The 23,276-nt window shown below is 54.1% G+C and carries 20 protein-coding genes; 12 read left to right on the top strand and 8 right to left on the bottom strand.

All coding sequences use genetic code 11. The features are described from left to right. Nucleotides 1-228 precede the first annotated feature (228 nt). Nucleotides 229-1,101 carry an AraC family transcriptional regulator gene (locus J2Z70_RS28010; protein ID WP_209878568.1) on the bottom strand — a complete coding sequence of 291 codons (873 nt, stop codon included), beginning with the start codon at nt 1,099-1,101 and terminating at the stop codon, nt 229-231. A gap of 190 nt (nt 1,102-1,291) precedes the next feature. Between J2Z70_RS28010 and J2Z70_RS28005 the strand changes: the two genes are divergently transcribed. Next, nucleotides 1,292-3,370, top strand: a complete 2,079-nt coding sequence (locus J2Z70_RS28005; RefSeq protein WP_209878567.1) for a beta-galactosidase — start codon at nt 1,292-1,294, stop codon at nt 3,368-3,370. A 418-nt stretch (nt 3,371-3,788) separates the two neighbouring features. Here the strand turns inward: J2Z70_RS28005 and J2Z70_RS28000 are convergent, their stop codons facing one another. Beyond that, a complete protein-coding gene (locus J2Z70_RS28000; RefSeq protein ID WP_209878565.1) occupies nt 3,789-4,412 on the bottom strand; it encodes an NUDIX hydrolase in 624 nt (207 codons plus the stop codon). A gap of 235 nt (nt 4,413-4,647) precedes the next feature. Between J2Z70_RS28000 and J2Z70_RS27995 the strand changes: the two genes are divergently transcribed. Next, nucleotides 4,648-5,178, top strand: a complete 531-nt coding sequence (locus J2Z70_RS27995) for a hypothetical protein (RefSeq protein WP_209878563.1) — start codon at nt 4,648-4,650, stop codon at nt 5,176-5,178. A 94-nt stretch (nt 5,179-5,272) separates the two neighbouring features. Here J2Z70_RS27995 and kduD read toward each other — a convergent pair whose 3' ends face one another. From kduD to kduI, 3 genes are read right to left on the bottom strand one after another with little or no spacing between them, the layout of a single operon-like run. Next, nucleotides 5,273-6,028: a 2-dehydro-3-deoxy-D-gluconate 5-dehydrogenase KduD gene (gene kduD / locus J2Z70_RS27990; protein ID WP_036724808.1), complete on the bottom strand. Its 756-nt coding sequence runs from the start codon at nt 6,026-6,028 to the stop codon at nt 5,273-5,275. A 38-nt stretch (nt 6,029-6,066) separates the two neighbouring features. Further along, nucleotides 6,067-6,822, bottom strand: coding sequence for a DeoR/GlpR family DNA-binding transcription regulator (locus tag J2Z70_RS27985; protein WP_209878561.1), 756 nt, complete (start codon nt 6,820-6,822; stop codon nt 6,067-6,069). A gap of 34 nt (nt 6,823-6,856) precedes the next feature. Beyond that, on the bottom strand, nt 6,857-7,690 hold the full coding sequence (gene kduI, locus J2Z70_RS27980) for a 5-dehydro-4-deoxy-D-glucuronate isomerase (RefSeq protein ID WP_036724811.1): 834 nt from the start codon (nt 7,688-7,690) through the stop codon (nt 6,857-6,859). Between the two features lie 225 nt (nt 7,691-7,915). Between kduI and J2Z70_RS27975 the strand changes: the two genes are divergently transcribed. The 4 genes from J2Z70_RS27975 to ybaK all read left to right on the top strand — a co-directional run bounded on the left by J2Z70_RS27975 (nt 7,916) and on the right by ybaK (nt 12,094). Then, on the top strand, nt 7,916-9,589 hold the full coding sequence (locus J2Z70_RS27975; RefSeq protein WP_209878559.1) for a hypothetical protein: 1,674 nt from the start codon (nt 7,916-7,918) through the stop codon (nt 9,587-9,589). Nucleotides 9,590-9,828: 239 nt separating this feature from the next. After that, nucleotides 9,829-11,253 (top strand): aspartate ammonia-lyase, encoded by a 1,425-nt coding sequence (aspA, locus tag J2Z70_RS27970; protein ID WP_209878557.1) that lies wholly within the window; start codon nt 9,829-9,831, stop codon nt 11,251-11,253. Nucleotides 11,254-11,338: 85 nt separating this feature from the next. Continuing rightward, nucleotides 11,339-11,611 carry a YolD-like family protein gene (locus J2Z70_RS27965; protein ID WP_268748447.1) on the top strand — a complete coding sequence of 91 codons (273 nt, stop codon included), beginning with the start codon at nt 11,339-11,341 and terminating at the stop codon, nt 11,609-11,611. 12 nt (nt 11,612-11,623) lie between these two features. Continuing rightward, nucleotides 11,624-12,094 carry a Cys-tRNA(Pro) deacylase gene (ybaK, locus tag J2Z70_RS27960; RefSeq protein ID WP_209878555.1) on the top strand — a complete coding sequence of 157 codons (471 nt, stop codon included), beginning with the start codon at nt 11,624-11,626 and terminating at the stop codon, nt 12,092-12,094. 52 nt (nt 12,095-12,146) lie between these two features. Here the strand turns inward: ybaK and J2Z70_RS27955 are convergent, their stop codons facing one another. Together J2Z70_RS27955 and J2Z70_RS27950 are read right to left on the bottom strand one after the other, a co-directional pair. Further along, entirely contained in the window at nt 12,147-12,962 is an 816-nt protein-coding gene (locus tag J2Z70_RS27955) for a phosphotransferase enzyme family protein (protein WP_209878552.1), read from the bottom strand. Nucleotides 12,963-13,023: 61 nt separating this feature from the next. Beyond that, nucleotides 13,024-13,776 carry a YdcF family protein gene (locus J2Z70_RS27950; protein WP_209878550.1) on the bottom strand — a complete coding sequence of 251 codons (753 nt, stop codon included), beginning with the start codon at nt 13,774-13,776 and terminating at the stop codon, nt 13,024-13,026. Nucleotides 13,777-14,010: 234 nt separating this feature from the next. Here J2Z70_RS27950 and J2Z70_RS27945 point away from each other — a divergent pair, with 234 nt between their 5' ends. The 6 genes from J2Z70_RS27945 (at nt 14,011) to J2Z70_RS27920 (ending at nt 22,222) form a co-directional block, all read left to right on the top strand. Continuing rightward, a complete protein-coding gene (locus J2Z70_RS27945; RefSeq protein WP_209878548.1) occupies nt 14,011-15,609 on the top strand; it encodes a response regulator transcription factor in 1,599 nt (532 codons plus the stop codon). 23 nt (nt 15,610-15,632) lie between these two features. After that, entirely contained in the window at nt 15,633-17,402 is a 1,770-nt protein-coding gene (locus tag J2Z70_RS27940) for a cache domain-containing sensor histidine kinase (RefSeq protein WP_342593067.1), read from the top strand. Nucleotides 17,403-17,439: 37 nt separating this feature from the next. Next, nucleotides 17,440-18,768, top strand: a complete 1,329-nt coding sequence (locus J2Z70_RS27935; protein ID WP_209878546.1) for an ABC transporter substrate-binding protein — start codon at nt 17,440-17,442, stop codon at nt 18,766-18,768. Nucleotides 18,769-19,008: 240 nt separating this feature from the next. Then, complete coding sequence (locus J2Z70_RS27930) at nt 19,009-20,361, top strand: ABC transporter substrate-binding protein (protein ID WP_209878544.1); 1,353 nt, start codon at nt 19,009-19,011, stop codon at nt 20,359-20,361. Nucleotides 20,362-20,445: 84 nt separating this feature from the next. Continuing rightward, the gene (locus tag J2Z70_RS27925) at nt 20,446-21,384 is read left to right on the top strand and encodes a carbohydrate ABC transporter permease (protein ID WP_209878542.1); all 939 of its coding nucleotides are present in this window, start codon (nt 20,446-20,448) and stop codon (nt 21,382-21,384) included. A 7-nt stretch (nt 21,385-21,391) separates the two neighbouring features. Then, nucleotides 21,392-22,222: a carbohydrate ABC transporter permease gene (locus J2Z70_RS27920; protein ID WP_425355134.1), complete on the top strand. Its 831-nt coding sequence runs from the start codon at nt 21,392-21,394 to the stop codon at nt 22,220-22,222. A 44-nt stretch (nt 22,223-22,266) separates the two neighbouring features. Here J2Z70_RS27920 and J2Z70_RS27915 read toward each other — a convergent pair whose 3' ends face one another. Next, nucleotides 22,267-23,253 carry a helix-turn-helix domain-containing protein gene (locus J2Z70_RS27915; protein WP_209878540.1) on the bottom strand — a complete coding sequence of 329 codons (987 nt, stop codon included), beginning with the start codon at nt 23,251-23,253 and terminating at the stop codon, nt 22,267-22,269. Between the last annotated feature and the right edge of the window lie 23 nt (nt 23,254-23,276).

Raw genomic sequence — 23,276 nt, 5'->3', positions numbered from 1 at the left:
GTATGTGCAATATATCCAGCAGTTAGGATATAGCGTGCAACTAAATCCTACCCCATAGTCTTCCCTTTTTCAAAAAAAACGAAACGTTTTTTGGGCCGGTGGGTCTTCTTTTGTCAAAACCCAGTCTGCGGCGCGTTTTCCGGTACTTTTATTTTCGTATTAAACCGAACACATCGGGTTGGCACAGCTCTGTGGCTATGGCCGGGATTATCGGCTGCCCTGCGCAGATCAGGATTGATCCTTGCCCGGATGCAGCCGGCTGCGCATAACCCCTGGAGTCACTCCATGGGCTTTGCGGAAGACCCGGATGAAGTAATTGGTCTCCATGCCAAGGTTGAGGGCGATATCCTGCACGGGACGTTCAGGGTCCTCGGTCAGCATCTGCATGGCGCGCTGCAGCCGCAGGTTCTGCAGATACTTATGCGGAGTGACCCCGTATTCCTGCAGGAACAGACGCTGGAAATGCTGGACGGAATAACCGACAGCCGCCGCCAGATTGGTGATCAGCAGCGGCTCGGTGAAATGCTCGTTGATCAGGCTGACTGCTTTGTTCAGTGCCTCGTTGCGGACGTTTTCGTTCTCCAGCCGGGTCGCTGCACCTGTGGAGACTTCACTTCTGCGCAGCATCAGCAGCAGCCGGTACAGCGTCACCGACAAGTCCTGCATCGACTGTTCCTCCTGACGCGCCGAGCTGTTCCCATTCACCGTGTGCCAGATCCCGCCGAGCATCTCCCAGCACTCCTCGAACCGTTCGAGGCGGAACGGGGCTGGCGGCAGCAGGCTGAGACCCTCCAGAACGGAGGCAGACTGGCTGCCGTGGAACCCGATGAAGCCGACATGCCACGGCTCGTGGGATAACGGATAATATTCATGCCCGCGGTCAGGCGGAAATGCATAGGCCATCCCAGGCTGCAGCACCGTTTCGGTGCCGTCCTCCAGGTCACGGAACCGCCCGCTGCCGCTGCGGATCAGGAAAATCTGATGCACCGGGAATCCGGCAGGACGCACATGGTGATACTGGATATGACGGCCGACAGAGTACGGATAGAGAGGGAAAGCATTCAGGTCACGCGGCATTTCAATCAGAGAGAAGGGGAGCATACGAACACCTCATATTCATTTTGTGCTATGCAAACGCTATTATTATCCTACCATTGATCACGGATTATCCTTTATTATAAATAGTGTAAATCGTTATAAGCAAGAGGGACAGAGCCACAGAAGAAATTGTATCAGTGAAAAGTCCCATCCTGACATCTACCATCACACCTAAACGAGAGGATGAAATAATATGAGCAGCAAAGTTCCTGCAATCAGCAGCAAGGCTCCTGTAATGCTTCACGGCGCCGACTATAATCCCGAGCAATGGCTGAAATATCCGGGGGTGCTGGAAGAAGATATCCGTATGATGAAGCTGGCAGGCTGTAATGTCATGTCTGTCGGAATTTTCTCCTGGGTCTCCCTGGAGCGCGAAGAAGGGGTATTTAACTTTGAGTGGATGGACCAGCTGCTGGACCGTTTTGCGGAGAATGGTATTTATGCGTTCCTGGCTACTCCGAGCGGTGCGCGTCCGGCATGGATGTCCGAGAAGTATCCTGAAGTGCTGCGGGTGGAACGGAACCGGGTGCGCAACCTGCATGGCGTCCGTCATAATCACTGCTTCACTTCTCCGGTCTACCGTGAAAAAACAGCGCTGATCAACTCCAAGCTTGCTGAGCGTTATGCGCATCACCCGGCAGTGATCGGCTGGCATATCTCTAATGAATTCGGCGGCGAATGTCACTGTAATTACTGTCAGGATGCCTTCAGAGACTGGCTCAAGGTGAAGTACAATAATGATCTGGATGAGGTGAACCACGCTTGGTGGGCTACCTTCTGGAGCCATACGTATACTTCCTGGGAACAGATCGAGTCCCCTGCTCCGCATGGTGAGACTCAGGTTCACGGGCTTAACCTGGACTGGCGCCGGTTCGTAAGCGATCAGACGATTAACTTCTGCCAGCATGAGATTGACGCGGTGCGGGGCTTTAACCCTGACCTGCCGGTGACCACCAACATGCATATGATTGACGGCGTAGACTACCGTAATATGGCGAAGATTCTTGATGTGGTATCATGGGATGCTTACCCGGACTGGGGATATACCGAGGACGATGATGACGCCCGTCTGGCCGCTTGGACAGCGATGCACCATGATATGTACCGCAGCTTCAAAAAGAAGCCTTTCCTTCTCATGGAAAGCACGCCTTCCCTCACGAACTGGCAGATTGTCAGCAAGCTGAAGCGTCCGGGAATGCACAAGCTGTCCTCACTCCAGGCAGTAGCGCATGGTTCAGATTCTGTACAGTACTTCCAGTGGCGTAAAAGCCGCGGCTCCAGCGAGAAATTCCACGGCGCGGTGATCGACCATAGCGGACACACGGAGACCCGTGTCTTCAGGGATGTAGCTGAGGTAGGCCGTACCCTGGCGGGACTGGAGGATGTTGTAGGTACAACAACTCCTGCTGAGACAGCCATTTTGTTCGACTGGGATAACCGCTGGGCGGTGAAGGATGCCCAAGGTATCCGCAATTCCGGCCTGAAATATGAAGAGACGGTGCTTCAGCATTACCGGGGACTGTGGGAGCTGGGAATTCCGGTGGATGTGGTAGGCTCAGGCGATGACCTGTCCGGCTACAAGCTGGTGATTGCTCCTATGCTGTACCTGATCAGCGAAGAGAACGGGAAGCGGATTGAGAAGTATGTAGAGCAAGGCGGCACCTTCCTTGCCACCTATTGGTCGGGAGTGGTCGGCGAGACCGATCTGTGTCACCTGGGCGGCTTCCCTGGACCGCTGCGCAGAACGCTGGGCATTTGGGCCGAAGAGACAGAAGGGCTGCACAGCCGCGACCTGAACGGTCTGGTGCTGGACCCTGGCAACAGCTTGAAGCTGAGCGGGGAATACGATGCGCATGAGATCGCCGAGCTGATTCATCTCGAAGGCGCGGAGGCGCTGGGTCATTACCGCAGCGACTTCTATGCCGGCAGACCTGCACTCACTGTGAACAAGCTGGGAGCGGGTAAGGCTTATCATCTGGCAACACGTGTGAAGGACGCGCAGTTCTATGTGGACCTGTACGCCGCAATTACTGGAAAAGAGCGGATCAGCCGCACACTGAACAGTGAGCTTCCGACCGGTGTAACTGCCCAGCTGCGTTCCGATGGTGAGCATGAGTATGTATTCGTGCAGAATTTCAGCGGCTCCGAGCAAGTAGTGACGCTGGACGGACAAGCCTATACTGATGTAGAATCCGGCGCAGCGGTTCCGGCCGAGCTGAAGCTGGCAGTGAATGGACTTGCAATTCTGAAGCGCGCAGCGGCCAAAGCATAAGTGGAGCAGCTAAATCGCGTAATATAGTTACAAGTATCAGCACAGATAGAGTGAGTTACAAAAGAAGGCAGAACCCCATCGACGGGTTCTGCCTTTTTGTTTTGGTTATATTTCTGGCTCTGGTTCTGCCTTTGGTTGTGGCTCTGCCTCTGCTTATGGTGCTCCAACCCGGTGTTGTTCCGGCGAGCCGGACATAGTTGGAAAAAGAGCATTTAATTTCTCTTGATTAGGTAAAATCCGAAATTTAATTGGAAAAAGTACATTTAATTCCTCTCATATCTCCTCAAGTAGCTAAAGGGAACGAATTAGATGCTGTTTATCCACCTAATTCCAAAAATCCGCTTACTCTATGTAAATTAAGTGTACAAAATCCATCTGCTATAAGGGAGTCGGATGATTAGGGAGCAAAATTTCAGCTTTAACAGTACAACCGCTCAATCCCCTCAATCACCCGCCTGAAGTATTCACGCTCATGCGGGACAAAGTGCGTGAAGTCCACCAGCTCGTCGATGTCCGTTCGTTCACCGTTCCCGGTGACCTGGAAGCCCTGCACATGAAGCGTGCTGTCTGCTCCCGAGATGAAGCTGCGGAAGTCAGCGAAGCGGGCCTCTACGATTCCAGCCACTTCTTCCAGCTGCGGGGTGAATTCACTTAGTGCATAGCGGTTCTCGTAGACAAATACATGCGCCCGTTCACGGTCCATGAATCCGGCGGAATCCATCTGGTAGGGGATGACCCCCAGCGGCTGCAACTCGTCAAAAGCAATTGAAAGTCCCAGTTCCTCCTGTACCTCGCGGATACCGTCCATAACGGTCTCGTCAGCCAGCAGATGCCCGGCAGCAGTGATATCGAGCAGCCCGGCATAATCTCTCTTCTGCTGACTGCGCAGCTGGAGGCAGATCCTCAGCCCGCTGTCAGCTTTGCGGACAAACCAGCAGTGGAAGGTCTCATGCCAGAGACCTTGGCGGTGAACCTCGTCCCGGGGAGCCGTCCCCGTCCGGTTCCCTTGTTCATCAAACGTAGTAAGTATTTCCTGGACCATAATAGTTGCTCCTTCACAAAATGCTAATTGATCCCGTGCACGATACCGCGCATGGGTTGACGATAAGTTATAAACAGCTTACCATAAATAAGGAAATACAATAATATCCAGTAAATTAGAGGGTAGAGCCCTAGAGCACATGATGGATGAACGGGGGCGCCATGAAGGCTGTGGCTTCGGCCTCGCTCTGGCCGGATTCCTGTTCTATATGTATAACAATTGAGGAGGAACATTAGTGACGCTGGTAACGATGGACCGTATTACTTTCGAATCCCTAAGCGCCGAGCGGCTCGGCTGGGCCTGTATGGAGCCGACCTTCCAGCAGATCCGCGCGAAATCTCCGGAGGTGAAGAATGAGGCGATCTCGCATCTTGGAAGAGGACAGAGGGCACTCTGTATGTTCCGGATTCTGTATGGCCATAGTTCTAACTCTGCCGAAGAATACTATGGGTGGATTTGCTATCTGCTGGATCAGCCCGGGCATTGGGAGGGGGTGCTGGAGGGACTGCAGTATTTTGGAGACTTTGCACTTATTCAGCTTCTGGAAGAGTCTAAGGGGATATTCGCAGCGAGGAACCGGCGGGTAGGACGAGGCTGGGGCGAGGCGGCGATCCCAGACCTGAACACAGATAGTGAGCTTCAAACTGCGGTAAGCGGACTCTACACCCGGTATCAGCAGATCACATCAGGCAGCCTGCGGATCATCGCGGAGTACATCCGTGCGAATCCGGAACAATTCGTGGTCTTCAGCGACCCGACAGCCTGATCCTTATAAGCGGCAAAAGACCCCCGGAGCTTCAATCGAAGCCCCGGGGGTCTTTCTCTATTAAATCTTGTAATGGCCGTATACTAGCCTGTACTTATCTAGCCAGCCAGCCGCCATCCACATTCAGAATGTGGCCGTTCAGGTAGTCGGATGCTGCGGAGGCCAGGAATACGGCAGGGCCCTTCACATCATCGGCAGTTCCCCAGCGTCCGGCTGGAATACGCTCAAGGATGGAGTCGGAGCGGCTCTGGTCCGCACGGATCGGAGCGGTGTTTTCGGTAGCCATGTAGCCCGGAGCAATCGCGTTGATGTTAAGGCCCGAGCCTGCCCATTCATTGGCAAAGGCTTTGGTCAGACCGGCTACGGCATGCTTGCTTGCGGTGTAGCCCGGCACGTTGATGCCGCCCTGGTAGGAGAGCATGGAGGCGATGTTGATGATTTTACCGCTCCCCCGTTCCAGGAAGTGACGTCCGGCAATCTGCGACAGCAGGAAGACAGTGTTCTGGTTGAGGTTAATGACATCGAACCAGTCTTTCTCACTGTGATCCTTGGCCGGAGTACGGCGGATCATGCCTGCACAGTTGACGAGGATATCCACTTTGCCGGTGAAGGCAACGGCTTCGTCGAACATGCCTTGAAGCTTGGAATGGTCGCTGAGGTCTGTGGCGATACTCAGTGCTTTGACGCCAAAAGCTTCACAGGCTGCTACGGTCTCGTCACTGGAATTAAGAGATACGGAGACTACGTCTGCACCGGCTTCTGCGAAGGCGATGGCAATGCCTTGTCCAAGACCTTGCGCTGCGCCTGTTACGATTGCTGTCTTACCTGCCAAGCTGAATAAAGATGACATATGATTATTCTCTCCTTTGAGCGATTTGAATTGTGAAATTAGCCGCATTCAATGTTGACGCCGGCCTTGCGGAACAGCTCTGCGGTCTCCGGGGCAAGCCCGCTGTCTGTCAGCAGCACATCGACCTCCTGCAGGGAGGCGAAGGTGCGCAGCGCGGTCTGTCCGAACTTGTGATGATCGCAAGCGGCGAACACCTGACGGGCTGTGGAGACTAGCGCCTGTTTGAAATCTATAAGATCGCCGGTATAGATGGACAGGCCGTGTTCAATATGAACGGCTGTGGCCGAGAGAAAGGCTTTTTGAATATTAAGCTTCTGTACATAGGACACGGCTTCGGGACCGGCCAGCATATTGCGGACACGGTAGCCGCCGGGTACGACCAGACGGATGTTATCTCTCTGGACCAGCTCACTGATGATGTAGACATCATTGGTAATGACCGTAAGAGGCATATTCGTAAGCCGCCGGGCAATCTCAAGCGTTGTGCTTCCGCCGTCCAGGGCAATGATGTCATCCGGAGCGATATGCGCTAGCGCACGCCGGGCAATCTCCGTCTTCTCCTCGGCGTATTTATCCAGCGGATTGCGTAGGGGCAGAATGCCGAACTGATCGCTCTGTGCCAGCACGGCACCGCCGTGGACGCGCATAATCAGTCCCTGCTCCTCCAGCTTGCTTAAGTCCTCGCGGATCGTTTTGCCGGTGACCTGGAGCTTGTCGCTCAATTCGTTCACGGTTACATCCTTCTGGTTCAGCATAACTTCCATAATCATCTCGTGCCGCCGTATCGGGTTCATCCGCCTGCCTCATCTTTCCGTAGTTGATTTGCTACTATTGTAATTCTTTCATCCCTACGGGGTCCATATCATCATACCGCTTGTTGTCTCCGGCCATGCTCCAGATGAAGGTATAGTTATGTGTACCGACACCGCTGTGAATGGACCAGCTTGGCGAGATGACAGCCTGTTCATTGTGCATTACGATGTGGCGGGTCTCGGTCGGCTCGCCCATCAGGTGGAAGACGATGGAATCATCCGGCAGATCGAAATAGAAGTAGGCTTCCATCCGGCGCGGATGCGTGTGGGATGGCATGGTGTTCCACATGCTGCCCGGCTTCAGCTGAGTCATCCCCATTACAAGCTGTGCGCTCTGCACGCCGTTCGTGTGGATGAAGCGGTGAATCGTCCGTTCGTTGGAATTCTCCAGACCGCCCATGGCTCCGGATTCGGATTCAGCCAGCGTAGTCTTCGTAGTCGGGTAAGACTGGTGTGCCGGAGCGGAATTCAGATAGAATTTTGCTGGCTTAGCGCTGTCCGCACTCTTGAAAATAACATCCTTCGAGCCTTGGCCCACATACAGGCATTCCTTGAAATCAACCTCATATTCAGTACCGTCCACAACAACCGAACCCGGGCCGCCGACATTGATGATTCCCAGCTCGCGGCGTTCCAGGAAGTAAGTTACGCCAAGCTCCTTGAGGTCCGTAGTCAGAGTTACCTCTCCGTTCACCGGATTCGCTCCTCCAACGATCATGCGGTCTTCATGGGTCAGGACAAGCTTCAGCTCGTCTGGTGCAAAGATAACCGGGATATGGAACTCCTTACGCAGGCGCTCAGTGTCAAACTGCTTCACTTCATTCGGATGTGATGCAAAACGTCTTTCCATCGAATATTCAGTCTCCTTAGAAAATATATTTTCGTTCGTATAGGTACAACTTAATCCATTTACGTTCATTTATCAAGCATAATCTTTTTTAGTATGTTTATTTTAGTTTATTTGTTCGGGAATAAGATTGCCATCTGAACTGAAAGCGTGCACAATAGAGCTGGAGTACAGGGGAATTATTCAGGATTAAAAATATGGAATTCATACCTACGGAGGGTGAACGAGATGGCAGATATGACTCAGCAACAGACGACTTCTAAAATACGCCAGCGGCAGATTATATCCGCTATCGCGGTGGAGGCGGAGCGCCGCCCGCTGCTGTACAGCGGACTCTGGTTCCATGATGATGTGCGGAACAACTTCTATTATGCGTCTTATCTGTTTGCCGCTGCGGTGGATGACACCCTGGAGCTGCCGTTTGGCAAGGAGGATGCCAAGCGGAAAGCCGAGTCTGTACTATTAGAAACCGTTAGGCTCCAGAACCGGATGCCGGGGACCCCCCTGTATGGACATTGGCCGCTGGGGCTGCATCCCACTCCGGGAGAGGCTGCACCGCATGAGCTGCCGGTTGAGATTATGGGCAGCCTGATGGTCTGGTTCAACCGGCAATATTCCGACCGGTTCAGTGCGGGATTGCGGGTGGCGTTCCATACGGCTATCGGCCATATCTACCGCAGTGCCTTCTTCCGTAAGCAGGTAGCGACCTTCGGCCATCATGAAGCCAAATATACGGCCGCCAAGCTGATCTTCGGCAGGCTGTTCGAGGATGATCTGCTGAGGGAGGACGGGCGGCACAGTCTGGAGCTGACGCTGGCGCATATCCGGGCGAAGGGAATGCCGGAATATGGCAGCCTGCCGTGGTTCTGGCACTGGGTGCAGGCATTCACCTGTGCCTGGGAGCTGGAAGAGGACAGCAGCCTGAAGTCTACACTTGGGGAAATGCTGGACTACCTCTGGAGCGAACGGAGCCTGTGGTACCTTAAAGGCGCCTGGGCAGGCGCCCATTCCCGGGGCTGGCCGCATGATGTTCCGGCAGACGGCAATCTGCTGCATGATTATGTCCAGTTCGGCGATTTCGCGCTGCCGGAGGAGATGCCGCGCACCGAATATGCAGGGTTCCTCTATTATGAAGCGCCGGAGGAGGTGCGTTCCGCTGCCCTGAACCGCCGGTTACCGGCAGAAGTCTGCAAGAAGACTGAGAAAGTAGTTGCCGGTTCCACGGAGCGCCAGCCGGTGCTGCATTCTTACGCCTATATCTGCAAGGATTACGCGGCAGGCGGGATGTGGGAGCGGGTGGAGGAATTCGACAATGAGCAGCTGCGCTGGGCCTTCTCGCTCCCGGTTCCGGCGGCGGCGGGCGTGAACCGGCTTTATTTTTTCCATCCGGGTCAAGGCTATCAGCCGGGCGATCCCCGGCACCAGAGTCCTTATATGGAGGTGCTGTATCATCAGAACACGATCCTGTCGCTGTTCCCGGTGCCCGAAGGAGAGGATACGGCCATCGTCGGGGTGCTCCCGCTGGGCGAATGGATCAGGCAGCCCAAGGCGCTGCTTGGCTATGCGGGCAATGTGTATTTTGCCGTCTATCTATCACAGGAATATGAACTGCTGGAGCGGCCATCCTATCTGGAGGTAACGTCCAAGAACATGCCCGGAGCCGTCGTGGTTGAAGCGTTAAGCACAGATCAGGCGGCGGAGCTGGGGATATACAGTCTTGAGGAATTTGCCGCAGCCGCTATACAGCGGGCACCGGAATTTACGGAAGGAGAGATCCTCTCGGCAGCGTATACGGCCTGGATCGGGAATGAGCGCCTGCAGCTCAGTATAGACAATAAGCATACAGGAATACAGTCGCTGATTAACGGCAAGCCGGTATCATTTGAACATTATATGGTCTAAACGGGACACTTCGCTCCCTGGAGACATTAGGATTTTTTCGGATTGGAACTATCTTAAATTTTAAGCTACAATGACATAGAGCCCGGGGGTCAGCAATGGCTGCCGGGTTCTTTGCGCTACCCGCATAGGCCTTAAGCATGGCGCAGCAATGAAGGTAATATCTTTGGCGCTGCAAGGAAAGAATAAGTTGACTAATTTGCAGCAGAGGATCTACTACTGAAGACATGGGGGAGAGCAGGATGACAGAGACGGAATATCGGCTGGAGAAGGATTTTTTGGGCAGCAAGCAAGTGGAGCATCAGGCCTATTACGGGATACAGACCCTCCGGGCGGTGGAGAATTTCCCGATTACAGGCTACCGTGTTCATCATGAATTAATCAAGGCGATGGGGATTGTCAAAAAATCCGCTGCGCTCGCCAACATGGAAATCGGCCGCCTCTATAAGGGCCTGGGTGAGGTTATCGTCCAAGCGGCAGACGAGGTGATCGCGGGGAACTGGGATGAGCAGTTCATCGTTGATCCGATTCAGGGCGGCGCAGGCACCTCGCTGAATATGAATGCCAATGAAGTGATTGCGAACCGTGCGCTGGAGCTGCTGGGCAAGGCCAAGGGGGATTACCTGCAGCTCAGTCCGAACACTCATGTGAATATGGCGCAATCGACGAACGATGCTTTTCCGACGGCAATTCATATTGCCACGCTATCGCTGCTGGAGCAGCTGCTGATCACGATGCGGACGATGCACGGTGTATTTTTGCAGAAGGCTGCTGAATTCGATTCCGTCATTAAAATGGGGCGGACCCACCTGCAGGATGCGGTGCCAATCCGTCTGGGACAGGAATTCGAGGCGTACAGCCGGGTGCTGGAGCGTGATATTCAGCGGATCGAGCATACGCGCGGCCATCTCTATGAGGTGAACATGGGAGCTACCGCCGTGGGTACCGGACTGAACGCCGATCCCCGGTATATTACGCGGGTCGTTGAGCTGCTGGCTGAGATTAGCGGGCTGCCGCTGGTCAGCGCCGAGCATCTGGTGGATGCTACGCAGAATACGGATGCCTATACCGAAGTCTCGGCCTCGCTGAAGGTCTGCATGATGAATATGTCCAAAATCGCCAACGATCTGCGCCTGATGGCCTCGGGCCCGCGTTCCGGCTTCAATGAAATTACGCTGCCGGCCCGCCAGCCGGGATCGTCCATCATGCCCGGTAAGGTGAATCCGGTGATGGCCGAGGTGATTAACCAGGTGGCTTTTCAGGTGATTGGCAATGATCACACGATCTGCCTCGCCGCTCAGGCCGGTCAACTGGAGCTGAACGTTATGGAGCCGGTGATGGTGTTCAATCTGATTCAGTCGATCAGCATCATGAACAATTCCTTCCGGGTGTTCACCGACTATTGTCTGGCAGGGATTGAAGCCAACAAGGAGAAGCTTGCGCGTGAGGTGGAGAGAAGCGTCGGCATCATTACCGCCGTGAACCCGCATCTGGGGTATGAGGTCGTCTCGCGGATTGCCAGGGAAGCTATTCTGACCGGAGAATCGGTGCGGGCCTTGTGTCTGAAGTACAATGTGCTTAGCGAGGAAGAGCTGAACCTGATTCTGGACCCGTATGAAATGACCCATCCCGGCATCGCGGGGGCAGCGCTATTGAATCATGAATAATAATCGTGATTTGTGTAAAATCAGGCTTCCTCTCATGGTATAATAGACACGAGCATTTACACCGGGCATTATCCTATATTCTGTAATGGCTTACTGGAGGCAAAGTGTGGCGAAGGCAAAAGTGGCAAAACGTCCCACCCGCGACGAATTCGTGCTTGAGGAGCTGGGCAACCAGCTGGTAGAGGCGAAGCAGGAGGATTCCGAGATTCTGCTGACGGTCTGGGGGAAGGAAGAAGAGGTGCGCGGGGTGATTGTAGAGATGGATTCGCGTACCGGCAGGGTGCATGTCAGAAATAACGAAGAGATTATCAAGGTGCCGTTCATGGACATTATGCAAATCAATTATCCCCGGGATTAGGGGGAGCGGCAGATGAACAAAACGAATGCCATGCGCATACTGGATGCAAGGAAGATAAGCTACACCATTCATAGCTACGACAATGAGGACGGGCTGATTCACGGAACAGCGGTTGCTGAGAAGATTGGCCTGCCTCCTGAGGTAGTATTCAAGACACTGGTCGCACACAGCGGACCGCAGCCATATGTCTATGTGATCCCGGTTGCTGAGGAGCTGGATCTGAAGAGAGCCGCCAGAGCCGCCGGAGTGAAGAAGATTGAGCTGCTGCCGCTGAAGGACCTGCTGAAGCACACGGGATATGTCCGCGGGGGCTGTTCCCCTGTCGGGATGAAGAAGCTTTACCCTACGTTCATTCACAGCAGTGCGGCGGAGCTTGAGACAATCGCGGTCAGCGCAGGCCGGATCGGCGTTCAGATGGAGCTTGAGCCGAAGCTGCTGGCTGAAGAGGTGTCTGCGGTTGTTGCAGAGTTGATTAAAGAGTAAATGTAACGAATAAAGCCGGAACTCCTATGTGTGTAGGGTTCCGGCTTTTGCTTCAAGCAGTAGTCCATTCGCTGTAATGGTCAGCTATGAATTGCAGCTCGCGCTCGTAGTGGGCCAGGTGGCCTTCTTCCACCATTTGGACAAAAGCAGGATTGCCCGCCTCGGCCTCCTTCTTCAGCGTATCGCACATAGCCGTGAGCCGCCGGGTCAACCAGTCGTGCAGATCTTCCGGGACAGGGAGTCCATAGGCTTCAAAAAACAGCTGAATCCGCCGCTGCCGGTCTGCTGCATGGAGGTCTGCCTGGTAAGGTACCGTGGAACCTGTCAGATAGTCAGGAGCAAAACCGGCGAGCGGAGCTGAGGTGTAGAGGCTATAGGCAATGTCCCATAGGCGCGGGCCTGGACCAGCCATATCGAAATCAATCAGCGCCACAGGCGCACCATGCTGAAACACCACGTTGTACAGCGCCGCGTCATTATGGCAGATCACTTCATGTGCGGCAGGATCGGCATAGGGAAGCTGCCACTCCGTATGTATACTATTCGGTACAAAGCCCTCTGTTGCATCATGATACCTGCGTAACAGGCGTGCCAGACCCGTAAGGGTCTCTTCAGACCACATGTACGGCTCCAGCTCAGGATAAGCGTTGCCCGGAACCTCGCCGGGAAGAAAGGATAGAATCTCGCGCCCTGCTTCATCTACGCCTAGGAATCTGGGTGCTCCTGCGAAATTCTGCTGCTCCAAATGCTGTAGAAGTGCATGAATACTTGTGCTCCAGCTCCCTGTAGGACGGCAGACGGTGTCTGCCTTGCGGATGATCTCATTTACATTTCCGCCGGTTAATTTCTCTTCATCGTACGGGTTCATTGGTTAAAGGTACCTCGCTTTCTTAGATGAGCGTACAGCCGCGTGACGCCAACTGCAGGGATCAAGGCAGCAGCTTCGCAGCGATTAACCCCAGATACTCCTTCAGCGCCAGCCCGGTTGTGGAGACGGCTCCGGCAGACGGAGTGAATTTGCTTACATAGAGTGACATAGGACGGCTGGCCTGGAAATCTACCGGAAAAGCCTGCGGCATAAGTCCGGCATGCTCGAACTGAACCATGCTGCGCGGCATATGGAAGCCCGAGGTCACCAGAACGGGACGGCTGAAGCCATGCTCCTGCATGAGCTTTGCGGTGTTGACCGCATTCTGCTCTGTATTGAGCGAGCGGTTCTCCGGCAGGATGTCCTCTGCGGGGATGCCGAGGCCGATGAGCTGCCGCCGGGCGATATCCGCTTCATTGCCGCTGTCGGCGAATACCTGTCCCCCGGAGAAAATAATCGGCAGGCCGGTCTCGCGGTACAGCCGCGCAGCTGCCAGCAGCCGGTTCGCTGCCGGACCGGACATATTGCCCTGCCCGTCCAGATCCGGGGTGCCGGAGGTGGCCCCGCCGCCGAGGATTACGATCACATCCCCCTCTGCGGAAGCAGGCTGAGGGTACTTCCGCTCCAGGCTCCCGATCAGCGTGTCGGCGACAGCAGAGGTCATCGACAGATAGAGCAGGAGCGTGACCGCCAGCAGCACGATTGCGGGACGGCGGTTATTTTTCCACAGCCAGACCACCATTGCCAGCAGCAGCAGGACGAATAACCCGGGCGGGAGGACAAAGCTGTATACGAATTTAATGAGATAGATCAAGCGTTCACCAACTTTTTCGAGGATCATATCAGATATTGTACCACGAGTCCGGCGGGAGTTCCCAGCTTCACAATTGTCTTAAAAAACTGCGCTTTCCTCTTAAAAAGCTTCACCCGGCTGCCGGAGGTGTCATGATACAGTATAATTGGATGCATCTCTTCAATAATGAATACAGACTGAAACAGCCGCAATCCTGTAATAATATATCAAAGACAACCATGCGGAGGTGCAGCAATGAACAGAACCATACGGGTGCTGCTCGCGGACGACGAGCCGGTTATTCTGCGCGGGCTGAAGAAGCTCATAGCCTGGGAGAGCCTCGGGCTTGATATAGTAGGGGAAGCATGTGACGGGATAGAGCTGAAGGCGATGATCGACAGCTGTCATCCCGATCTCATTATCAGTGACATCAGTATGCCGGGTTATTCGGGTATAGATATTATCCGTGAAATTCATCATGCCGGGCGTCCGATCAAGGTGGTCTTTATCAGCGCCTATCAGGAATTCACTTACGCTCGGCAAGCGGTACAATACGGGGCGCTGGATTATCTGATCAAGCCGGTGAATACGGGTCAGCTGGAGCAGGTAGTGATCCGCGCAGCTACGGTAATCCGCCAGGAATCCGAGGAAGAGCGCAACAAGGAAATGCTCAAGTCCTATGAGCGGAAGAACCTGTCTGTTACGGTGGAGGAGCAGCTGGAGCAGCTGACCGACGGCAATAAGGCGGCGGCAGCTACGCTTGCCCGGATGGGCAACACGGCAATTACCCGCTATGCCAGCGTGTGTGTCATCGAGACGGATGAATACGGCGGCCAGCCTTCGCGCTGGGAGGAACGGGAACGCAAGCTGGTGGAGTTCGCTTTGCTGAACATCATCAAGGAGACGGTGGACAGCAGGGGCAACGGGTATGTGTTCCGCAAAGGAGAGCGTTTCGGGGTGCTGCTCCAGCATGAGCAGCTGAATGAACCGCAGCAATTAATGGAGGATCTGCATCACAAAATCAACAGCTTTCTGAAGCTGCAGGTGTCGGTAGGCATCGGCCGCCCGGCCAGCGGCATTGAAGAGGCGGCGGATTCCTACCAGTCAGCGCTGAAAGCGCTAAGATTCAGATATTTCGCCGGATTGAACCGGGTAATTCCCTATCCCGAAGAGTCATTGGAGGCCGCTGTACCTGTATCTGCACTGGCTGCCATCCAGAGCAGCCTGCCGGAAGCGCTCAAATCACTCGACAAGGAGCGGCTAACGGCATTAACGGGCGAGCTGCTGGAGACCGTGCGGCTGCTCTCTGGAGATAGCCGGAACCAGGCGGTGTCCTATGTGTATAATGCCGTGATCCAGCTTGAACAGGATATGGCTGACTTCGGCGCGGATGCGGGGCTGTTGAATCAGGGAGAGAAGCCGCTGCTGGAAAAGCTGGCGGATGCCCCGACCTTCGGTGCACTGCAGCAGGAATTTGAAGGGGTCCTGTCCAAAATGTCCGAGCAGCTGATCTGCCGGATCTCCAGCAAGGAAATGCCGCAGCTTGCGCAGGTGAAAACCTATGTGGAGGAGCATTATGCCGAGAATATTACGCTGGAGTCCATAGCTGCCATGGTGTATATGAATCCCTATTATTTCAGCAGCTTCTTCAAGAAGCATACCGGCCAGAACTTCAAGAATTATGTTACCGAAGTGCGGATGGGTCATGCCCAGCGGCTGCTGCTGCAGAGTGATCTGATGGTCTACGAGATTGCCGACCGGGTCGGCTACAACAACGCGCGGCATTTCAGTGACATGTTCAAGAAGCAATTCGGCAAGCTGCCGCAGGAATACAAGCAATCGGTCAGGAGCTAAGCGGATTAGAGGGGGATCATAGAGTGACAAGACGATGGCCTGTGCCGGTCTGGGGACGGGGACCGAAGAGTATTTTTGTTAAATTTTCTGCATCCTTCCTGCTGGTCGGGCTGATTCCGCTGTTTGCGCTGAGCTTCTTCTCCGTACAGACCTTCTCGGGTTATGTAGAGCGGTATACCACCAGCAATCTGCAGCAAATGGTGCTCTATATGAGCTATAATCTGAATTCAGCATTCAATCAGTATAATGAAGTATCCAAATTAATGTATACAGGGCGTTATGAAGGGTTCATCGAGAGCTATTCGCAGAATCAGACACAGAATGTGAATGAGCTGGAGAGAATCAACACCATTCCGATAGAATCCTTCCTGAAGACGATTCTGTTCAGTGATTCTTATATATCCAGTGTCCAGTTTATCCGCCAGTCTGACGGTAAGCTGTATGCTCAGGAGCGCGGCAACCGGTCGCTGAATATGGAGACGGTTCCGAATGCGGAGTGGCTGTCCGCCATGGCAGGTGATCCTGCGAAGGTGGCTATTTTCCCGACCCATCAGGACAGTTATTTCTATGGCTCGGACCGCCGGGTGTTCACGATCGGGCGCAGCCTGATTGATACCTCCGGACGCGTGACCAAAGAGCCCAAGGTAGTCGGAACGCTGTTCCTCGATATTGATACCTCGTTATTCCAGCAGTTCTTCCGTGAGCTGAGTCTCGGGGAGAAGGATGAGCTGTACCTGCTGGACGGGGAGGGGCGGACGTATTTCAGCAACCAGCCTGCCGGTGCGGCGGGAGCCGGGGCTGCTGAGCTAACTAACCATGAGATGATTGTGCTCAGTGAGCCGATCCCTTTTTTGAATGGCCAGGTTATCGCCAAAATCCACCGCGGCAACCTGTTCGAGCAGCTGCTGTCGGCCCGGGCAACGGTATATATCGCCATCGGCATGTGTGCCTTTGTGATGATTGTAATGGGGGCCTGGTTCTCCAGACGTCTCGCCGCTCCCATCCGGGAGCTGATCCGGCAGATGGCGGTGGTGGAGTCGGGCAAGCTGGATATCCAGCTCTCCGTGAACAGCAATGATGAGATGGGCAGGCTGGCCCACGGGTTCAACCGGATGGTGGAACGGCTGCAGGTCTACATTGATGAGGCCTATGTGGCCCAGATCAAGCAGAAGCAGACCGAGCTGAATGCACTGAAGAGTCAGATTCGGCCCCATTACCTGTACAACACCCTTGAGGTGATCCGGATGAACGCGGTGGATAAGGAAGCGGGCGAGGTGGCGGATATGATTCTGGCGTTATCCAATGAGCTGAAGTATGTTATTGATTACGGGGAAGACCGTGTAAGCCTTGCCAGCGAGCTCGCCCATCTGCAGAATTACTTCTATATCATTTCTGTGCGGTATGAGAACCGCTTCGAGCTGCATCTGGATATTGCCCAAGATGTTAACCTGGAGTGGCCCATCCTGAAGCTGTCCCTGCAGCCGATGGTGGAGAATGCAGTTCAGCATGGGCTGCGGGGGCAGGGAAGAGGAACCGTCGGCATTACGGTCGAACGGAGAGAGCAAGTGCTGGCGATAACGATATATGACGATGGCGTGGGGATGAGCAGGGAGACGCTGTCCCGCATGAATAAGATTCTGGAAGACCCGGAGGCCCCAAGCAAGAATGTTGGCATGAAAAATGTGCATGAGCGCATCCGCTCCAGCTTCGGGGAGGGGTATGGCTTGTCTGTGAATAGCAGAGAGCATGTCGGGACCTCTATTACGCTGACATTCCCGGTTATCACAGAATGAGGAGGTCACAGGGGTGCAAATACCGAGGATATCAGGTATGAAAATAACAATAGTGTCGCTTGCGGCCGCGCTGATCCTGTCCGGCTGTGGAGGCAAAACGGGATCAGGCGGAATCGGCGGGAGCCAGGCGGCTAATCAGGGGAGCCGCCCGGATACAGCATCCGGCAGCGGTAAAATAAGCTTTACTATAGGGTATGCCTCCGGTGATCCGGCGACGAAGCAGGCTATCGGGGATACCATTAAGGCCTTCATGCAGGCCAATCCGGACATAATCGTCCAGGATGTCAGTGAGACAAGCTCCTCTGCTTATTTGGATTGGCTAAAGGTTAAGGATGCCGTGGGCGAGTTCCCCGATCTGGTAGAGATGAGGGATACTGAGGCCTTCGCCGATGCGGAAAAGATCGTTCCGCTCCCCGATGAACTGGCGGAATTATTCGATCAGCCGCCGCAGATCGGCGGCAAGGTGTGGAATGCCCCGCTGTTTGTCTCTGCTCCGCAGGGCATTATTTATAGTAAGAAGGCTTATGCCAAGGCAGGCATTAAGACGCTTCCGGCAACCTATGAGGAGTTTCTGGAGATCCAGAACAGACTGCGGGCAAGCGGGATCACCCCGCTCGTTGTAGGCGGCAAGGATATTTTTCATATGGGCTTCTGGGTTAATAAATTTCTGATAGATGAGGTGTATGCCGCTGATCCCGGCTGGAACGCGAAGCGGACGGCCGGTGAGGTTAGCTTCGCCGATGACAATGTAGTCCGGGCCATGACTGATTTCAAACAGCTGTTCAGGAATGATGTGGATACAGGCTGGCTGGGCACAGGGGATAACCAGACGGCATCGATTCTGGTATCCGGCAAGGCGGCCCAGCTGTTCTCCGGCTCCTGGATGTTCTCACAGATCCAGGAAGCCGATCCGGGCTTCGAATTCGGCTTCTATGCTGTGCCTGACCGTAAAGGGAAGCTGAATGTGGTCGGTCTGCAGTCGCCCTCCGGCTGGTCGCTGTCTGCCCAGGCGGCCAAGGAGCCGCTCAAAAAGCAGGCGATCGAAGACTTCATCCGCTTCTTTTTCTCACCGGAGCCTTATGGCGCATTCCTGAGCCGGATTCACTCGGTTCCTTCGACCAGGCAGGAGTTCAAGCGGGAAGCCGGTGAACAGATGCAGGTGGTGCTTGATCTGATGGCCGATCCGGCCGTTACCAAATCCCTGATGATCAACAACTGGTGGGGAGAGAACCTGATTCCTCCGCAGTTCCGTAACTGGTTCTACAAGCTGCTGCAGGAAATGGTTGTTCAGGACGGGGATGTACTGGAATATATGAAGCGGGCCGATACTGAATATGATAGGCAGGTACAGGAATACTGGCAGTGACATTACACTATAGCCCGCGCAAGAACGGAGGTCTCTGGGACCTTCGTTTTTTGCTGTGAATTAAGAATTTACATGTTGCACATCTTCTTAAATTTACCGCACCTCCCTCTTAAATTAGTTCATTCTAACCTCAAGGGCTGAATGCTATTCTTGGAGCATAAGGAAACGCTTACGGGCGATGATGCGCACATCGGGCCGCCAGCTTCCGGGCTGTATACCTAAGGGGAGGTTACTCAAGATATGAAGAACACCATTACGAAATTATCCGTCATGCTGCTCGCAGCAACCACTGTACTCACCGCATGCGGCGGAAATAACAATAACAAGGCCAGCGGCGGCAACGCAGCCGCGACTGAAGCTCCGGCAGGGACTGCTGCAGCTACTGATGCTGCGAAGAAGGACGTCAGCTTCACCATCGGTTATGCATCAGGTGACCCGGCGACCAAGAAAGCCATTGCCGATACCGTTAAGAAATTCATGGAAGCGAATCCTAACGTCACCATCAAAGACTTAAGTGAAACCTCATCGGCGGCTTATCTGGACTGGCTGAAGACGAAGGACGCGGTAGGAGAATTCCCGGATCTGGTGGAGATGCGTGACACCCAGGTATTCGCGGATGCCGGCAAAATTGTAGAGCTTCCGGCCGATCTGCTGGAACTGTTCGAATCGCCGCCGCAGGTGGACGGCAAAGTATGGAACGCTCCCATGCAGGTCAACGCACCGCAAGGGATCATTTACAGCAAAAAAGCCTACGCGGACGCCGGGATCACCGAGCTTCCCAAAACCTATGACGAGTTCATTGCCATCCAGGAAAAATTGAAAGCAACAGGTATCTCCCCGCTGGTAGTAGGCGGCAAGGATATCTTCCATATGGGCTTCTGGGTCAATAAATTCCTGATTGACGATGTCTACAGCAAAGACCCGGACTGGAACGCCAAGCGTACGGCCAAGACCGTCAGCTTCGCAGATCCTGCTGTAGTCCAGGCCATGACTGATTTCAAAGAGCTGTTCAAGAACTATGTGGACAAAGGCTGGCTGAGCACCGCAGATAATCAGACCGCGTCGATTCTGGTATCCGGCAAAGCCGCACAGCTGTATTCCGGCACCTGGATGTTTACCCAGATTGCTGAAGCTGATCCAGGTTTCGAATTCGGCTTCTACGCGATCCCGGACCGCGAAGGTAAAGTGAATGTCATCGGTCTGCCATCACCGGCCGGCTGGTCGTTATCCGCGGATGCCGCTAAGGATGCCGACAAAACGGCAGCGATCAAAGACTTCATCCGCTTCTTCTTTGCAACGGAGCAATACTCGGTCTATCTGGCTTCGATCAATGCCATTCCTTCCACCAAAGAGAAAGTAACCTATGAGACCAGCGAGCAAATGCAGGTTGCCCTGGACCTTATTGCGGACACGGGCGTCACCAAGTCTCTGGCCATCAACAACTGGTGGGGCGATAACCTGATTCCTCCGCAATTCCGCAACTGGTACTATAAGCTGCTCCAGGATATGGTGGTGAACGATGCCGACGTAACTGAATATATGAAAAAGGCCGATGCCGAATACGACAATCAGGTCAAAGCCAATTCGCTGTAAATAAAAAGCGCCGGAAGGAAACCTCTGCTCCGGCAGAGGTTCCTCTTATCTAGACAAGCGCGTCCCAGGGAGGGGAGAGGAACCATGACTACATCCATTGTGAATACAGACAAGTCTTTTATAGCCGCAGAGAAGCCAGGCAAGAAAAAGAAAAAATGGCAGTCCTACGCGCTGTTGTTCATCCTGCCGTCATTCCTTTTATACACACTGTTTGTCATTGTCCCTACAGCAGGCAGCGTCTACCTAAGCTTCACATCATGGGACGGGATCAGCAGTGATATCCGGTATATCGGATTCGCCAATTTCGTCGAGATCTTCCAGAGTCCGCGGGTGCAGAACGCCCTGAAGAACACTCTGGTTATGACAATTACGCTGGTTCTGCTTGAGAACATTGCTGCAATCGCCATGGCCTTAATGGTCGACAAGGTACGCTGGTTCCGCAATTTATTCAGAAGTATCTTCTATTTCCCGACCCTGCTCAGCGGGATCGTCATGGGTTTTGTCTGGGCCATGATTCTGAATTACAACTTCGGCGTGTTTAACCAGATCCTGACCTCCGTTGGTTTGGGCGATTATATCGTGGACTGGCTGGGTAATCCGAAATACGCTATGCTGTCGATTATTTTGTCCACGGTCTGGAAGGGCGCGGGCTATTATATGATCATCTATCTGGCCGGACTGCAGGGTATTCCGCAGGAGCTTAATGAAGCGGCCAGCATTGACGGCGCAGGCGGCTGGCAGCAGTTCCGGCATATTACGTTCCCGCTGCTGGCGGGTTCGATGACCGTGTGTATGGTGCTCTCTATGATCAGTGCGCTGAAGATATTTGACCAGATTGCCGTAATGACCGACGGTGGCCCGGGTTTTGAGACAGAGACATTAACTTATATTATCTACAAAGTAGGCTTCGGGGAGCTGAGACAAGGCTTCGGCACGGCGCTGGCTATGGTCCTGTTCCTGATTATTCTGATCATTACGGTCATCCAGGTTAAATTCCTGCAGAAACGGGAGGTGCAGCTCTAAGATGACGATGCAGACCAAGCGGAGAATCACTGAAATTGTCCTGTTTGTCATTACGCTCCTGGTAGCGGTTATCTTTTTCTTCCCGATCTTCTTTAATCTGATGTCCGCATTCAAAAGCAACGCCGAGATTATGCGCGATGCGGTTGCTCTTCCGAAGACACTGTATTTAGACAGCTTCAAATATCTGCTCACAGAGACCGAATTTCCGCGTGCGATACTTAACAGCCTGATTCTGACCGTTGTGGCAATTGTTGCCCAGGTGCTGATTATTCCGATGGCAGGTTACGCGATTGAACGCCGCAATGCCCGCTGGACGCGGCTGGTCTTCATCTATTTCCTGGCCGGGATGATGATTCCGTTCCAGGCGTATATGATTCCGCTGTTCAAAGAGCTGAGAATACTCGGCCTGTACGGCAGTCTGGCGGGACCTATCATGATCTATGTCGCCGGGGCTGTAGGCTTCGGATGCCTGCTCTATACCAGCTTCGTCAAAGGTATTCCACGGGAGATTGAAGAGGCCGCAGAGATTGACGGATGCTCCCGCTACGGGATTTTCTGGAGGATCGTCTTCCCGCTGCTCGGGCCGGTTACGGCAAGTATGGTGGTGCTGAACGGTCTGGGGATCTGGAATGACTTCCTGATGCCGATGCTGGTTCTGCCTTCAGGCCAGGCTAAGACAATGGTTGTAGAAATCTACCGGTATATCGGGGAATTCTCCTCGCGCTGGGATATGATTTTTGCCGGAACCGCCATGTCGGTCGTGCCTGTGCTGATCGTGTTTATCTTCCTACAGAAGTATTTCGTTAAGGGGATTGCGTCAGGGGCCACCAAGGGGTAAGAGGTGTGTGTCTTCTGGGGGAGAATAAAAAACTCCGCAGACCATTATATAATGGTTTGCGGAGTTTTTGTTATAGTTTCCTGTGCAGTAGCGGATAAGGCATTGCCGTCTGTCTTCCCCGGTTCCTCCGTAAGCTGACGGTAGCCCATGGGCGGCAGGCCGGTCCAGCGCTTGAACTGCTTGCTGAAATGAGACACATCTCGGTAGCCCAGCCGGTAGGCGATGCTCTCCACAGACAGGCTGTTATCAAGCAGCAGCAGCTTGGCATGGCGGATAATGAGATCGGAGAGATACTGTCTTGGCGGCAGGCCATAGATCTGCCGGAAGGCGCGGTTGCAGTGGTTGGGGCTATAGCCGAGCCTGGCCGCGATCTCCTCGATGCTTCCGGCTCTGCTGCCGGTTGCCGCTGCCGTGAAGACGGATTCCTGCAGCAGCCCTTCAATAGCATTCGCCAGAGCAACGGTCTTCTCCGTCACTCCCGGCAGGGTGCTCCGGGCAGGGGAAGGCAGGGCAGCCAGCACCCAGCCGGTAAGGGCGGCGAAGAACTGGAGCGAGGCGTTCAGCATCACGAGCCGGCCCCGCTGTGCATCACTGGCCTCCGGGAGAATGGTCGAGCGGATGATGTCATCCAGGGAGGAACGGATTGCCTTCAGCTCCGGGGTGTCTCCGCTTAGACTGACGGTATCCATCGTCATCAAGGAGCGGCGCAGAACCAGATCGTCAATGTCGAAGTGCAGGCAATAATAAGACATCTCATCCCCTGCGGCTGCGCCCAGACTGGAATGCAGCACACCGGGGCGGATGAACAGAATGTCGCCGCTCTCCTGGATGTAGGATTGTCCGCCTACGGCCATGTGCTGCGAGCCCTGCAGAACGATGTTGATCTCGAACATCGGGTGAGTGTGTGCCGGATATTGCCATTCCTTATTCACCTTGCGCCAGTGGGCGGCAAAGAGATGAAAGGCAGCTTGAACATCCGGGGACATGCGTCCATCCATAGAATGCTGTGTGCCGGGATCTAATACGTTCATGTTCAACCTCTTCTTTGTTAAAA

This window comes from Paenibacillus silagei, assembly GCF_017874735.1.
Classification (GTDB): domain Bacteria; phylum Bacillota; class Bacilli; order Paenibacillales; family Paenibacillaceae; genus Paenibacillus_AQ; species Paenibacillus_AQ silagei.
This window is presented reverse-complemented; position numbering and strand designations above follow the sequence as displayed.